Genomic DNA, 13,207 nt, shown 5'->3' with positions numbered 1-13,207 from the left:
AGCGGGTCGAGCGCGACCGGGTCGCGGTCCGCGAGCAGGCCCTCGGCCAGGTGCTGACCGAGCTGCTCCCGGTGCTGGACGACATCGGCATCCGGGTCCTGGACGAACGTCACCGCGCGGATCTCCGAGTCGTCGCGGTCGTGGCCTTGCGCTGGGCGCGGGCGGCGGCGCGGCGCTCCGCCCGTTCGAGGCGGCGCAGCCGGGCGCGCTCGGCGGCGTCGGCGCCGCGCTGCAGCAGCTCCGGCGGGAGGAGGTCGTGCCGTCCCGCGATGAACTCCTGCACCCAGATCTTGCCGCGGATCAGCGGGCGGCGGAACTGCCGCTCCCGCCGGACGGCCCGCTGGTGGCGGCGCGAGTCGGGGGCGTACCGCCAGCGCGCCCACGGCGAGCCGGGCCGCGCCACCCGGATCGCGCCGACGATCAGCAGGGCGGGCATGAACAGGCCGATGAGACCCGTCCAGATCTTCCCCTTGAGCAGGGTGATCACCGCGAACACCAGGTTCACGACCAGGGACGCGACGTAGACGCGGGTGAGGATGCCGGTGCCGGGGTCGGGCGCGATGCCCTCGTAGCCCAGCGGGCGGATGCCGAGCAGCAGCAGGCCCGTCACCGCGATCGCGACGAACACCGCGTCGACGGACGCGCGGCCCTTCTCCGTCCAGTACACGTCGCTGAGGTGCAGGATCAGCGCGAACTCGTCCAGCACGAGGGCGGAGCCCATGCCGAACACGACGGCGGCCGCCACGTTGAGGCCGGTGTAGGCGTCCGGGACGGCGAGGCTCCCCACGCCGCCCGCCAGCATCAGCACCACGCCGAACACGACGTGGTGGATGTGCAGGTCGCCCGCGGTCACGTTGCGGAACCACCAGCGCACGTCAGCGCGGATGAGCCGCACGTTGACCCGCGTCAGCACGAACGTGACGAGGAACGCGACGAAGAAGCCGAACAGCGGCAGCCGCCCGGCCGCCGTGATCCGCTCGTCGAACATCTCGATCATCTGCCCCCCGCTGCCTCCATCATGCACCCGCGACATGCACGGATATCGTGGGACCCGGCCGATCAGCGACGATCGAGGGGAAGGCCGCCGTGAGCCGCACCGTGGACCGCTGCGATCCCGGATACCGGGCGTGGATCGCCGAGGCGATCCGGCTCGTCGACGCCGACGCCAACCGCAGCGCCGACACGCACCTGCACGTGTTCCCGCTGCCGCCGGAGTGGGGCATCGACCTCTACCTGAAGGACGAGTCCGTCCACCCGACCGGTTCGCTGAAACACCGGCTCGCCCGGTCGCTGTTCCTGTACGGGCTCGCCAACGGCTGGATCCGGCAGGACACGACGATCATCGAGGCGTCCAGCGGGTCCACGGCGGTGTCGGAGGCGTACTTCGCGCGGCTGCTCGGCCTGCCGTTCATCGCGGTGATGCCCGCCTCGACCAGCCCGGAGAAGATCCAGCTGATCGAGTTCCAGGGCGGCCGCTGCCATCTGGTGGACGACCCGTCCTCGATCTACGACGAGTCGCGGCGGCTCGCGGCCGAGTGCAACGGCCACTTCATGGACCAGTTCACCTACGCCGAGCGCGCGACGGACTGGCGCGGCAACAACAACATCGCCGAGTCGATCTTCGAGCAGATGCGGCTGGAGCGGTTCCCGGAGCCGTCCTGGGTCGTGGTCGGCGCGGGCACCGGCGGGACGTCCGCGACGATCGGCCGGTACGCCCGGTACCGGATGTTCCAGACGCGGCTCGCGGTCGTCGACCCGGAGGGCTCGGCGTTCTACGGCTCGTACGCCGACGGCGACCCGGTGCGGACGGCGGCGGGCTCGCGGATCGAGGGCATCGGCCGGCCGCGCGTCGAGCCGTCGTTCCTGCCGACCGTCATCGACCGGATGATCCGGGTGCCGGACGCGGCGTCCGTCGCGGCGATGCGCTGGACGGCCGAGGTCAGCGGCCGCAGCGTCGGCGGCTCGACCGGCACGAACATGTGGGGCGCGGCCGAGCTGATCGCGCAGATGCGGGCGCGCGGCGAGCGCGGCAGCGTCGTCACGCTGATCTGCGACGGCGGCGAGCGCTACGCCGGCACCTACGGGTCGGACGCGTGGCTCGCCGCACAGGGCCTCGACATAGCGCCCTACCTGGCCGCGCTGGACGCGTTCCTGAAGACCGGCGAGCTGCCCGCTATCCCGTGACGGTGACGGGGTTCACCAGGTCGGCGTAGATCAGCAGGCCGCCCATGACGATCAGCACGACGGCCATCACGTACGTCACCGGCAGCGCCTTGGCGACGTCCACGTAGCCGGGGTCGGGGCGGCGGAAGACCTTCGCGAACGCCTTCTTCACCGCCTCCAGCAGTGCGCCGGCGATGTGGCCGCCGTCCAGCGGCAGCAGCGGGACGAGGTTGAACAGCCCGACCGCGAGGTTCAGCGAGCCGAGCAGCATCACGAAGAAGGACACCTTCTCCGCGTTGGTGTAGTCGCTGGAGGCGGCGACCTCGCCGCCGATCCGGCTGACGCCGACGACGCCGACCGGGCCGTTCGGGTCGCGCTTCTCGTCGCCGAAGGCGGCGTTCCAGACGCCGACCATCTTCTGCGGCATCCGCACCAGGGCGCCGGTGGTGCGGCTGGTCAGGTCGACCATCGTGCTCGCGACCGCGCCGGGGCCCTGCCGCTCGATCGCGCTGGTCGGGGTGATGCCGAGGAACCCGACGTTGACGATCTTGTCCTGGTCCTCGAGGTCGTACATCTGGTTGCGGGTGACCGGCACGCTCAACTGGACGTCCCGCCCGTCCCGCTCGACGGTCATCGGGACGGTCCTGCCGCCGTTGTCGCGGATCAGCACCCGCAGCTTCTCGTAGTCGTCGATCTTCTTGCCGCCGAACGCGACGATCTTGTCACCGGGCTTGAGCCCCGCCTGCGCGGCGGGGGTCGGGGCGGCGTTCTTCGGGCACTCCGTCGTCTGCGACTGGCTCGCGGGCACCATGCATTCGAGGACCTCGCCGATCACCGGCTGCGCCCGCATGGTGCCGATGCCCATCAGCAGGATCGCGAAGAACATCACCGACAGCAGCAGGTTCATCGCGGGCCCGCCGAACATGATGAGCAGCTTCTGCCACCACTTCTTGGCGTAGAACACGCGGTCCTCGTCGCCGGGGCGGATCTCCTCCAGCGCGGCGCCGCGCGCCGACTCGATGAGCCCCTGCCACGGCCCGGTGCTGACCTGCCGCACCTGCCCGGGGGCGTCGCCCTTGCGCGGCGGCAGCATCCCGATCATGCGGATGTAGCCGCCGAGCGGGATCCACTTCACCCCGTACTCGGTCTCGCCCTTGCGCTTGGACCACATCGTCGGGCCGAAACCGACCATGAACTGGGTGGTCCGCACCTTGAACAGCTTGGCGAACGAGAAGTGCCCGAGTTCGTGCAGCGCGATGGACACGAGCAGGCCGAAGAACAGGATCAGCATCCCCGCCAGGTAGACCATCCGGCATGCCCCTCAGCTCGTCCCCCCGCGCCCACCGCGGGTGATCTCCAACGACCAACTCAGAGTACGCGACCCGTCCTGTCCCGGTTTAAGTCAATCAAGGAACCGGTGCCGCGAGAGGAGCGCTCGGGCCGGGCGGATTTGAGGAGAGGTGCTAAGTCGCGGCGGCGGCATTGGCATGCGCCGTGATAGCGGCGGGGCGGCGAACGCGCGCATTATGAGCGGTCTCACCCCGGTCCATGGAGGTTGTCACCTTGAAGCGCGGTCTTGTAGCGGTGCTGGCGCTGGGTCTGGCGCTCAGCGGGTGCGGGGGCTCCGACGACGGCGGCGGGGACGCGGGGGCGTCGGCGCCGCCCACCCCGGCGGCCTCGGCACCGGCCTCCGCGCCGTCCGGGACGGCGACCGGCAAGCCCGGCACGACGGCCGCGCCCGTCCCGCCGGGGGTGTCGCAGGCGACCCAGGCGTTCAACGACTGCATGCACGAGCAGGGGGTCGAACTGCCGTCGCCGAACCCGACGTCCACCCCCGCGAAGAAGGACCTGGAGAAGATCAAGGCGGCGCTGCGGACCTGCGTGAAGTCGATGTCGGCGTCCCCGCCGCCCACCGGCTGAGGGCGGGCGGCCGGCGGGTGGTCGCCGGGCGGGGCCGCTGCTAGATTTGGCGGAAAGCCGTTGACCCCGTGCGGGAGAGTCCCACGCAGCCGGTGTGGGACGCCGAAGGAGCAAATCCTCCCCGGAACCTCTCAGGCCCACGGACCGCACGGGCAAGGCGACCTCTGGAAAGCGGGGACCCGGTCCCCCGCCGAAGGTGAAAACCCGCCGCCCGCCGGCGGGTGAAGCTCTCAGGCGCCGATGACAGAGGGGGAGGCACCGAAACGCCCGGTGCGCGAGTGGGACGATGGACCACGCGCGCCCGTGACGAAGGAGCCGAACCCATGTCCGCCGATCCGAAGACCACTCCGCTGCACGACGTCCACCGCGACCTCGGCGCGAACCTCGTCGACTTCGCCGGCTACCTGATGCCGCTGCGCTACAAGAGCGAGACCGCCGAGCACCAGGCCGTCCGCACCGGGGCCGGCCTGTTCGACCTGTCGCACATGGGGGAGATCTTCCTCTCCGGGCCGGACGCGGGCGCCGCGCTCGACTACGCGCTGGTCGGGAACCTGTCGACGATGCCGGTCGGCAAGGCCCGCTACACGATGATCTGCGCGCCGGACGGCGGCGTCCTCGACGACCTGATCGTCTACCGGCTCGCGGACGAGACGTGGATGGTCGTGGCGAACGCGGCCAATTCCGACGTCGTGCGGGACGCGCTGGCCGAGCGCGCCACCGGCTTCGAAGCGGCCGTCGACGACCGCTCCGCCGCGTACGCGCTGGTCGCCCTGCAGGGCCCGCGCTCACAGGGAATTCTCGAAGAGTTCACCGACGCGCCCGTGGGCGACCTCAAGTACTACGCGATCCTCGCCGGACGCGTCGCGGGCGTGGACGCGCTGATCGCCCGCACCGGCTACACCGGCGAGGACGGCTTCGAGCTGTTCGTGGACGCCGCCGACGCCGTCGCGCTGTGGCGGGCGCTCGCCGCGGTCGACGGGGTCGTCCCGGCGGGCCTCGCCGCGCGCGACTCGCTTCGCCTCGAAGCGGGCATGCCGCTGTACGGCAACGAGCTGACCGCCGAGACGACGCCGTTCGAGGCGGGCCTCGGCCGGGTCGTGAAGCTGGACAAGACCGTCGATTTCGTGGGCAAGACCACCCTGGCGGCGCAGGCCGCGACGCCGCCGGGCCGTAGGCTCGTGGGACTGGTCGCGCGCGGGCGTCGCGCGCCACGGAAGGGGTACCAGGTCGTCACGTCCGGCGGCACGCCGTGCGGCGTCGTGACGAGCGGGGCCCCTTCCCCCACACTGGGCAAGCCGATCGCCCTGGCCTACCTCGACAGCGGCGTCGAGGAGACGGAACTGGCCGTGGACGTCCGCGGCCGGCCCGAGCCGGTGGACGTGGTGGCCCTGCCCTTCTACAAGCGTTCCTGAGAGAGAAGAGAGATCGTGAGCGTTCCGGAGCAGCTCCGCTACAGCGAAGAGCACGAGTGGGTGTCCGGCCTCGGCGGTGAGGACGGGATCGTCACCGTCGGCATCACCGCGCACGCCGCCGACGCCCTCGGGGAGATCGTCTACCTCGAGCTGCAGCCCTCCGAGGGCGACACCGTCGAGGCGGGCGAGCCGTGCGGCGAGGTCGAGTCCACCAAGTCGGTCAGCGACCTCTACTCTCCGGTCAGCGGCGAGATCACCGCGATCAACTCCGCCGTGGTGGACGAGCCGAAGGTCATCAACGACGACCCGTACGGCGAGGGCTGGATCTTCAAGGTCCGGATCAGCGACGAGCCCGGCGACCTGCTCGACTCCGCCTCCTACGAGAAGCTGATCGAGGAGTCATGAGCCTCTACGATTCGCTGGCCGCCGCCGACCCCGAGGTCGCCGAGGCCGTCGGCGCCGAGCTGCGGCGCCAGCAGTCCACGCTGGAGATGATCGCGTCGGAGAACTTCGCGCCGGTCTCGGTGCTGGAGGCGCAGGGCTCCGTCCTGACCAACAAGTACGCCGAGGGCTACCCCGGCCGCCGCTACTACGGCGGCTGCGAGTTCGTCGACGTCACCGAGCAGCTCGCGATCGACCGCGCCAAGGCCCTGTTCGGCGCCGAGCACGCGAACGTCCAGCCGCACAGCGGGGCGCAGGCCAACACGGCCGTGTACTTCGCGCTGCTCCAGCACGGCGACACCATCCTCGGGCTGGACCTCGCGCACGGCGGCCACCTCACGCACGGGATGCGGCTGAACTACTCCGGCAAGACGCTGAACGTCGTGCCGTACCACGTCCGCGCCGAGGACGGCCTCGTCGACATGGACGAGGTCGCCGCCCTCGCCGCCGAGCACCGGCCCAAGATGATCGTCGCGGGCTGGTCGGCGTACCCGCGGCAGCTCGACTTCCCCGAGTTCCGCAAGATCGCCGACTCGGTCGGCGCGCTGCTCATGGTCGACATGGCGCACTTCGCGGGGCTCGTCGCGGCGGGGCTGCACCCCTCGCCCGTCCCGCACGCCGACATCGTCACCACGACGACGCACAAGACGCTCGGCGGCCCGCGCGGCGGGCTGATCCTCGCCCGCGAGGAGTACGGCAAGAAGATCAACTCGGCGGTGTTCCCGGGCATGCAGGGCGGCCCGCTGGAGCACGTGATCGCCGCCAAGGCCGTCGCGCTGAAGATCGCCGCGTCGGAGGAGTTCAAGGCCCGGCAGGCGGCCACCGTCGAGGGCGCGAAGCTGCTCGCCGACCGCCTCCTCGCCGAGGACTCCGCCAAGGCCGGCGTGAAGGTGCTGACCGGCGGCACGGACGTCCACCTCGTCCTGGTCGACCTGGTCGACTCCGAGCTCACCGGCCGCGACGCCGAGGACCGGCTGCACGAGATCGGCATCACGGTGAACCGGAACGCGGTGCCGAACGACCCGCGCCCGCCGATGGTCACCTCCGGGCTGCGCATCGGCACCCCGGCCCTCGCCACCCGCGGCTTCACCGCCGCGGACTTCGCCGAGGTCGCCGACGTCATCGCGCTGGCCCTGCAGCCGTCCTTCGACAAGGACGCCCTCGCGGCCCGCGTGAAGGCCCTCGCCGAGAAGCACCCCCTGTATCCGAACCTGTGACGTCCCCGCGCCCCCTCCCCCGGGAGGGGGCGCAGCTACAACGAGGTAGCAATGGCCATCAGCGTGTTCGACCTGTTCAAGATCGGTATCGGCCCGTCCTCGTCCCACACCGGCGGCCCCATGGCCGCCGCGCACCGCTTCGCCCGCGGCCTGGAACGCGACGGACTCCTGGAGAAGACGGCGTCCGTCCAGGTCGTCCTGTACGGCTCGCTCGGTCTCACCGGCAAGGGCCACGGCAGCGACAAGGCCGTCATCCTCGGCCTGGAGGGCGACAAGCCCGAACTGGTCGACGTCGACACCGTGGACGAGCGCCTGGCGTCCATCCGCGAACGCGGCGCCCTCCGCCTCTTCGGCGACCACGACATCCCGTTCGTCGTCAACGAGCACCTCCACTTCGAGCGCAAGAAGTCGCTCCCCGGCCACCCGAACGGCATGCGCTTCACGGCCCTCGGCGAGACCGGCGCCGAACTGCGCACGAAGGTCTACTACTCCGTCGGCGGCGGCTTCATCCTGGACGAGAACGCCACCGGCGCCGACCGCATCAAACCGGACGACACCGTCCTCCCCCACCCGTTCGACACGGCCGCCGAACTCCTCGACCGCTGCCGCGAGACGGGCCTGTCGATCTCCGCGCTCATGCTGGAGAACGAGACGGCGTTCGGCCGCACCCCCGCCGAGATCCGCGCGGACCTCCTCGACCTGTGGCAGGTCATGCGGGACTGCGTCACCCGCGGCTGCACCCGCGAGGGCCTGCTCCCCGGCGGCCTGAAGGTCCGCCGCCGCGCGCCCCAGCTGCACCGCCAGCTCTCCACCGAGAAGCCCGCCGACCCCCTCCACGCGATGGACTGGGTCACCCTGTTCGCCCTCGCCGTCAACGAGGAGAACGCCGCCGGCGGCCGCATCGTCACCGCCCCGACCAACGGCGCCGCCGGCATCATCCCGGCCGTCCTGCACTACTGCGACCGCTTCCTCCCGAGCGACGACGAGGGCGTCGTCCGCTTCCTGCTGACCGCCGGCGCGATCGGCGTCCTGTTCAAGCAGAACGCGTCCATCTCCGGCGCCGAGGTCGGCTGCCAGGGCGAGGTCGGCTCCGCCTGCTCCATGGCCGCCGCCGGCCTCACCGAGGTCCTCGGCGGCACCCCCGAGCAGGTCGAGAACGCCGCCGAGATCGGCATCGAGCACAACCTCGGCCTCACCTGCGACCCGGTCGGCGGCCTCGTCCAGGTCCCCTGCATCGAACGCAACGCGGTCGGCGCCATCAAGGCCATCAGCGCCGCCCGCATCTCCCTCCGCGGCGACGGCCGCCACTTCGTCACCCTCGACAAGGCCATCAAAACAATGCGCGACACCGGCCGCGACATGCTCGACAAATACAAGGAGACCTCACGCGGCGGCCTAGCCGTAAACGTCATCGAATGCTGACCCCCTGAAAACACGTCGAGCCGAGCGCGGCGCCTCCGTAGCATTCGCCGCATGAACCTGAACCTGTCCCCTGCGCTGACGGCCGCGCTTGCGGACGCCGCCGACGCGGAGGGCATCCCCGTGGACGAGGCCGCCGCCCGCGCGGTGACCGAATGGCTCCAGCGCCGCGAGGCGCACCGCGCCCGCGTCGCGGAGCTGATCCAGGAGGTCATGGCCGAGGACGCCCGGCTGCTCGCCCGCCTGGGGGACGCGTGATCACCCCGTCCGACCTCATCGCCATCAACGCGGCCCTGCACGGCGGCGAGGCGCAGGTGCGGGACGCCGGGCTCGTCGCGGCCGCCGCCGCCCGCCCGTCGACCGTCACGTTCGGCGTCGAGGCGTTCCCGACCAGCGCGGAGAAGGCGGCGGCGCTGCTGCACGCGGTGCTCGGCAACCATCCGTTCGTGGACGGGAACAAGCGCGTCGGCTGGACGGCCGCACGGGTGCTGCTGGCCCTCAACGACGAGCGCCCGGGCCTGTCCGAGGACGAGGCGTTCGACCTCGTCGTCCGCGTGGCCGCCTCCGGCGCGGACACGACCATCACAGACCTGGCGAGGGCCCTGAACGTCATCCCCCGCTGACCCGGCTTGACCTTGACGTTGGGGGCAGGGTTCGACGGTTGGGCGCATGGAGATGCGTTCACGGGAAAGAGTCGCCGTCGTCACTGGGGCCGGGACGGGGATCGGGCGTGCCACGGCGCGCATGTTCGCGGCCGAGGGGACGCGGGTGGTGGCCGTCGGGAGGCGTGCCGAGCCGCTCGCGGAGACCGCGGAGGGGCACGACCTCATTCATCCGCTGGCCGCCGACATCACCGGGGAAGGCGCCGCCGAGGAGATCGTGCGGCAGGTCATGGACGTCCACGGGCGGCTGGACGTCCTGGTCAACAACGCGGCGATCGTGCGGAGCGGCGCGCTGGACGCGACGGCGCCCGAGGCGATGGACGCGCAGCTCGCGACGAACCTCGTCGCGCCCGTCCTGCTGGCTCGGGCGGCGCTGCCCGTGCTAGGCGACGGCGGGGTGATCGTCAACGTCAGCACGTCCGTCGGGCAGCGGGCGTGGCCGGGGAACGCGTTCTACGCGGCGACGAAGGCGGCGCTGGAGGTGCTCACCCGGAGCTGGGCGGTGGAGCTCGCGCCGCGCGGCGTCCGCGTCGTGGCGGTGGCGCCCGGCGCGATCGGCACCCCGATCGGGAGGCACCAGGGGCTGTCGGACGAGCAGCTCGCCGCCGTCCGGACGTGGCAGATCGAGCACACGCCGCTCGGGCGGATCGGGCGTCCCGAGGAGGTGGCGTGGGCGGTCACGCGGCTGGCCGCGCCGGAGGCGTCGTTCGTGACGGGGGTCGTGTTCCCGGTGGACGGCGGGGCCGTCGTGGGGTGAGCGGCGTGTGATGATCGTGGGCATGCGCATCGGTGAGCTGGCCCGGGTCGCGGGGACGACGCCGCGCGCCCTGCGGCACTACGAGGAGGCGGGGCTGATCTCGTCGCGGCGGGCGTCCAACGGCTACCGGATCTACGAAGAGCGCGCGGTCGTGCGCGTGCGCAACATCCGGCACCTGCTGGGCGCGGGGCTCACGCTCGACGACGTCCGGGCCTTCTCCGCGTGCCTGGACGGCGATGTGGCCGCCGCGCCCCCGGCGGAGAAGAACCTGCGGATCGCGTTCGACCGGCTCGCGGTGCTGGACGCGCGCATCGCCGCCCAGATCGAGGCCCGCGACCGCCTCGCCGCCGTGTTGCGGGAGGCGACCGGGTGTCGTGTTTGAGCGTTACCGGAGTGGGATGTCCCGGCCGTGTTCGGCGGTGGGGCGGGGGCCGTGGATGCGGCGGTCGGCCTCGGTGATCGGGACGTCGTTGATGCTGGCCTCGCGGCGGCGCATCAGGCCGCGGTCGTCGAACTCCCACAGCTCGTTGCCGTAGCTGCGCCACCACTGCCCGGCGGCGTCGTGCCATTCGTACTGGAAGCGGACGGCGATGCGGTTGCCGCGGAAGCCCCACAGGCTCTTGCGGAGCGCGTAGTCCTGCTCGCGCTCCCACTTCTCGGTGAGGAAGGCGACGATCTCGTCCCGGCCGGTGACGAACCGGTCACGGTTCCGCCAGACCGAGTCGGGCGTGTAGGCGGCGGCGACGCGGTGGGGGTCGCGGGTGTTCCAGGCGTCCTCGGCGGCCTGGACCTTCTGCAGCGCGGTCTCCTCGGTGAACGGCGGGTAGGGTGGGCGGTCGTCGGCCATCGGATCCTCCTCATGTTGAGAACGCACGTTCTCTATCGGCGTCCACTAACCTAGGGAACGACCGTTCTCAACGTCAAGCCAGGAGCGTCGATGCCGGCCGCGATCACCGAGGAGCAGCAGGAGTCCGACCGCCGCCGGCTGCTGGACGTCGCCGAGGACCTCTTCTACCGGCGGGGCGTCCAAGCGGTCGGCATGGACGAGCTGCGCGCCGCTTCAGCGCTGCCCCTCAAGCGCATGTACCGGCTGTTCCCCACCAAGGAGGCCCTAGTCGTCGCGATGCTGGAGCGTCGCGACCGGCGCTGGCGCGGGAGTCTCGCCGAGTACGTGGGCGGGGTGGCCGATCCGCGTGAGCGCGTGCTCGCGCTGTTCGACTGGCTCGGTGCTTGGTTCGCCGAGCCGGGGTTTCGCGGGTGCGCGTGGGTGAACGCTCATGGGGAGCTTGGGCCGTCCGCGCCGGCGATCACAGCCGTGGCGCGCGCGCACAAGCGCGCCTTCCATGACCAGGTGGTCGAGCTCGTCTCCGGCGTCGATGCGTCCATTGCAGAGGCGGTCTATCTGCTCGCTGAAGGGGCCATCGTGGTGGCGGGCGTGCAGGGCGACCCGTCGGCCGCCCAGCGGGCCCGGGCCGGCGCCCAAGCCCTGCTAGGAGGTCAGGGCGCCGCGGCCGGTCGGTGAGTGCGCGCCGGCACGGGCCTCGTTGCCGCAGTGCCGGCACACGACCACCGGGCTGACCGTCTCGCCGCACGAGTGCCGCCACTGGACGGGCGGGTCGTCCGGGTGCAGGTGCCGGTCGCCCCACGCCATCAGCATCAGCAGGACGTCGCACAACTCCAGGCCCGACGGCGTCAGGTGGTACTCGAAGCGGGCCGGACGGTCGCTGTAGCGCTCGCGCCGGACGATGCCGTTCGCCTCCAGCTTGCGGAGCCGCGACGTCAGGATGTCGCGGGGCGCGCCCGTGTTGCGGACGATCTGGTCGAAGCGCCGCACCCCGTAGGACAGCTCCCTGATCACGAGCAGGCTCCAGCGCTCGCCGACGAGGTCCAGCGTGTCGGCGACCGAGCACTCGCGGGGGGCGGCGTCCTTCGGCATACGACGCAGCCTATGTCAGAGCCGCTCGACGATGGTGGCGTTGGCCTGCCCGCCGCCCTCGCACATGGTCTGCAGGCCGAACCGCCCGCCGCGGTCCTCCAAGGCGTGCAGCAGCGTGGTCATGATCCGCGCACCGCTGGCCCCCAGCGGGTGCCCGATGGCGATCGCGCCCCCGCGCACGTTGACCTTCGCCAGGTCGGCGCCCGTCTCCCGCTGCCACGCGAGGACGACCGGCGCGAACGCCTCGTTCACCTCGAACAGGTCGATGTCGTCCAGCCGCAGCCCGGCCCGCTTGAGCACCTTCTCCGTCGCCGGGATGATCGCGGTGAGCATCAGCAGCGGGTCGTCGCCGGTCACGGTGAGCGCGTGGAACCGCGCCCGGGGGCGCAGCCCGAGCCGCTCGGCGACGTCCGCCCCCATGACCAGGACGGCCGCGGCGCCGTCGTTGACCGGTGACGCGTTGCCCGCGGTGACCTTCCACCCGATCTGCGGGAACCGCTCGGCCATCCGCTCGTCGTAGTAGGCCGGCTTGAGCCCGGCGAGGATCTCCGGGGACGTCCCGGGACGGACGGTCTCGTCCCACTGCCCCGTCCAGACGACCTCCCGGTCGAACTCGCCGTTCTTCCACGCCTCGGCGGCGCGGCGGTGCGACTCGCAGGCGTAGGCGTCGAGTTCCTCCCGCGCCAGGTCCCACCGGTCGGCGATCAGCTCGGCGCTGATGCCCTGGCCGACGAGCCCGTCCGGGTACCGCTCGCGCAGGCCCGCCCCGAACGGGTCGCTGCCGGGCAGCACGTTCGACCCCATCGGCACCCGCGACATCGACTCGACGCCGCACGCGATCGCGATGTCGTAGGCGCCGCTCTGCACGCCCTGCGCCGCCAGGTGCAGCGCCTGCTGGGACGACCCGCACTGCCGGTCCACGGTCATCGCCGGGACGCTCTCGGGGAACCCGGCGGCGAGCACGGCCGTCCGGGTGAGGTTGAGCGCCTGGTCGCCGACCTGCGTGACGACGCCGCCGATGACGTCGTCCACCTCTCCGGGCTCGATCCCGGCCCGCTCGACGAGGGCCTTGAGCGTCCGCGCCAGCAGGTCGGCCGGGTGGTCGCCGTGCAGCGCCCCGTTCGCCTTCCCCTTGCCGACCGGGGTCCGCACCGCCTCCACGATCACCGCGTCCCGCACGGCCACCACCTCCGTTGTGTTTTCCAACTCACCCGCAGTATCCCCACCCCGAGTTGGAAAACACAACCCACCCCGCCCTGTGCCCCGCCTCACACTCGGGG

16 protein-coding genes, 1 pseudogene and 1 riboswitch are annotated in these 13,207 nt (G+C 71.8%); of the genes and pseudogenes, 12 read left to right on the top strand and 5 right to left on the bottom strand.

Annotated elements, in window-relative coordinates:
• Nucleotides 1-89: pseudogene (locus AB0K34_RS31360) on the top strand (nucleotide exchange factor GrpE); the annotation flags it as partial.
• A gap of 20 nt (nucleotides 90-109) precedes the next feature.
• On the opposite strand, the gene AB0K34_RS31355 reads toward AB0K34_RS31360, so the two are convergent.
• A complete protein-coding gene (locus AB0K34_RS31355) occupies nucleotides 110-997 on the bottom strand; it encodes a hypothetical protein (RefSeq protein WP_364552650.1) in 888 nt (295 codons plus the stop codon).
• A gap of 89 nt (nucleotides 998-1,086) precedes the next feature.
• Between AB0K34_RS31355 and AB0K34_RS31350 the strand changes: the two genes are divergently transcribed.
• Nucleotides 1,087-2,184: a PLP-dependent cysteine synthase family protein gene (locus tag AB0K34_RS31350; protein WP_301176099.1), complete on the top strand. Its 1,098-nt coding sequence runs from the start codon at nucleotides 1,087-1,089 to the stop codon at nucleotides 2,182-2,184.
• On the opposite strand, the gene AB0K34_RS31345 is transcribed toward AB0K34_RS31350, so the two are convergent.
• Nucleotides 2,174-3,472, bottom strand: coding sequence for a site-2 protease family protein (locus AB0K34_RS31345; RefSeq protein WP_364552647.1), 1,299 nt, complete (start codon nucleotides 3,470-3,472; stop codon nucleotides 2,174-2,176). The two genes, AB0K34_RS31350 and AB0K34_RS31345, sit on opposite strands and share 11 nt — an antisense overlap.
• Before the next feature lie 254 nt (nucleotides 3,473-3,726).
• On the opposite strand from AB0K34_RS31345, the gene AB0K34_RS31340 reads away from it, so the two are divergent.
• The 9 genes from AB0K34_RS31340 (at nucleotide 3,727) to AB0K34_RS31300 (ending at nucleotide 10,373) form a co-directional block, all read left to right on the top strand.
• Nucleotides 3,727-4,083 carry a hypothetical protein gene (locus AB0K34_RS31340; RefSeq protein WP_364552645.1) on the top strand — a complete coding sequence of 119 codons (357 nt, stop codon included), beginning with the start codon at nucleotides 3,727-3,729 and terminating at the stop codon, nucleotides 4,081-4,083.
• A gap of 61 nt (nucleotides 4,084-4,144) precedes the next feature.
• A riboswitch (glycine riboswitch) is annotated at nucleotides 4,145-4,240 on the top strand.
• A 166-nt stretch (nucleotides 4,241-4,406) separates the two neighbouring features.
• A complete protein-coding gene (gene gcvT / locus AB0K34_RS31335) occupies nucleotides 4,407-5,495 on the top strand; it encodes a glycine cleavage system aminomethyltransferase GcvT (protein ID WP_364552643.1) in 1,089 nt (362 codons plus the stop codon).
• 15 nt (nucleotides 5,496-5,510) lie between these two features.
• A complete protein-coding gene (gcvH, locus tag AB0K34_RS31330) occupies nucleotides 5,511-5,900 on the top strand; it encodes a glycine cleavage system protein GcvH (protein WP_138636065.1) in 390 nt (129 codons plus the stop codon).
• Nucleotides 5,897-7,153, top strand: coding sequence for a serine hydroxymethyltransferase (gene glyA, locus AB0K34_RS31325; protein WP_301176103.1), 1,257 nt, complete (start codon nucleotides 5,897-5,899; stop codon nucleotides 7,151-7,153). The genes gcvH and glyA overlap by 4 nt, the downstream gene beginning before the upstream one ends.
• A gap of 51 nt (nucleotides 7,154-7,204) precedes the next feature.
• The gene (locus AB0K34_RS31320; RefSeq protein WP_138636067.1) at nucleotides 7,205-8,575 is read left to right on the top strand and encodes an L-serine ammonia-lyase; all 1,371 of its coding nucleotides are present in this window, start codon (nucleotides 7,205-7,207) and stop codon (nucleotides 8,573-8,575) included.
• 51 nt (nucleotides 8,576-8,626) lie between these two features.
• Nucleotides 8,627-8,830 carry a hypothetical protein gene (locus AB0K34_RS31315; protein WP_364552640.1) on the top strand — a complete coding sequence of 68 codons (204 nt, stop codon included), beginning with the start codon at nucleotides 8,627-8,629 and terminating at the stop codon, nucleotides 8,828-8,830.
• Complete coding sequence (locus tag AB0K34_RS31310) at nucleotides 8,827-9,195, top strand: type II toxin-antitoxin system death-on-curing family toxin (protein ID WP_364552638.1); 369 nt, start codon at nucleotides 8,827-8,829, stop codon at nucleotides 9,193-9,195. The genes AB0K34_RS31315 and AB0K34_RS31310 overlap by 4 nt, the downstream gene beginning before the upstream one ends.
• A 46-nt stretch (nucleotides 9,196-9,241) precedes the next feature.
• Entirely contained in the window at nucleotides 9,242-9,991 is a 750-nt protein-coding gene (locus AB0K34_RS31305) for an SDR family oxidoreductase (protein WP_364552636.1), read from the top strand.
• Nucleotides 9,992-10,013: 22 nt separating this feature from the next.
• Nucleotides 10,014-10,373: a MerR family transcriptional regulator gene (locus AB0K34_RS31300; RefSeq protein ID WP_364552634.1), complete on the top strand. Its 360-nt coding sequence runs from the start codon at nucleotides 10,014-10,016 to the stop codon at nucleotides 10,371-10,373.
• A gap of 3 nt (nucleotides 10,374-10,376) precedes the next feature.
• On the opposite strand, the gene AB0K34_RS31295 is transcribed toward AB0K34_RS31300, so the two are convergent.
• The gene (locus AB0K34_RS31295; protein ID WP_138639838.1) at nucleotides 10,377-10,838 is read right to left on the bottom strand and encodes a nuclear transport factor 2 family protein; all 462 of its coding nucleotides are present in this window, start codon (nucleotides 10,836-10,838) and stop codon (nucleotides 10,377-10,379) included.
• Between the two features lie 90 nt (nucleotides 10,839-10,928).
• On the opposite strand from AB0K34_RS31295, the gene AB0K34_RS31290 reads away from it, so the two are divergent.
• The gene (locus AB0K34_RS31290) at nucleotides 10,929-11,513 is read left to right on the top strand and encodes a TetR/AcrR family transcriptional regulator (RefSeq protein ID WP_364552632.1); all 585 of its coding nucleotides are present in this window, start codon (nucleotides 10,929-10,931) and stop codon (nucleotides 11,511-11,513) included.
• Here the strand turns inward: AB0K34_RS31290 and AB0K34_RS31285 are convergent.
• Nucleotides 11,481-11,927, bottom strand: a complete 447-nt coding sequence (locus tag AB0K34_RS31285) for a helix-turn-helix domain-containing protein (RefSeq protein WP_364552630.1) — start codon at nucleotides 11,925-11,927, stop codon at nucleotides 11,481-11,483. The two genes, AB0K34_RS31290 and AB0K34_RS31285, sit on opposite strands and share 33 nt — an antisense overlap.
• Before the next feature lie 15 nt (nucleotides 11,928-11,942).
• The gene (locus AB0K34_RS31280) at nucleotides 11,943-13,106 is read right to left on the bottom strand and encodes a thiolase family protein (RefSeq protein ID WP_364552628.1); all 1,164 of its coding nucleotides are present in this window, start codon (nucleotides 13,104-13,106) and stop codon (nucleotides 11,943-11,945) included.
• Nucleotides 13,107-13,207: the final 101 nt, after the last annotated feature.

Source organism: Actinomadura sp. NPDC049382 (genome assembly GCF_040677125.1).
GTDB lineage: Bacteria > Actinomycetota > Actinomycetes > Streptosporangiales > Streptosporangiaceae > Spirillospora > Spirillospora geliboluensis.
The sequence above is the reverse complement of the archived record's forward strand: the minus strand, read 5'-3'. Positions and strand labels throughout refer to the sequence as shown.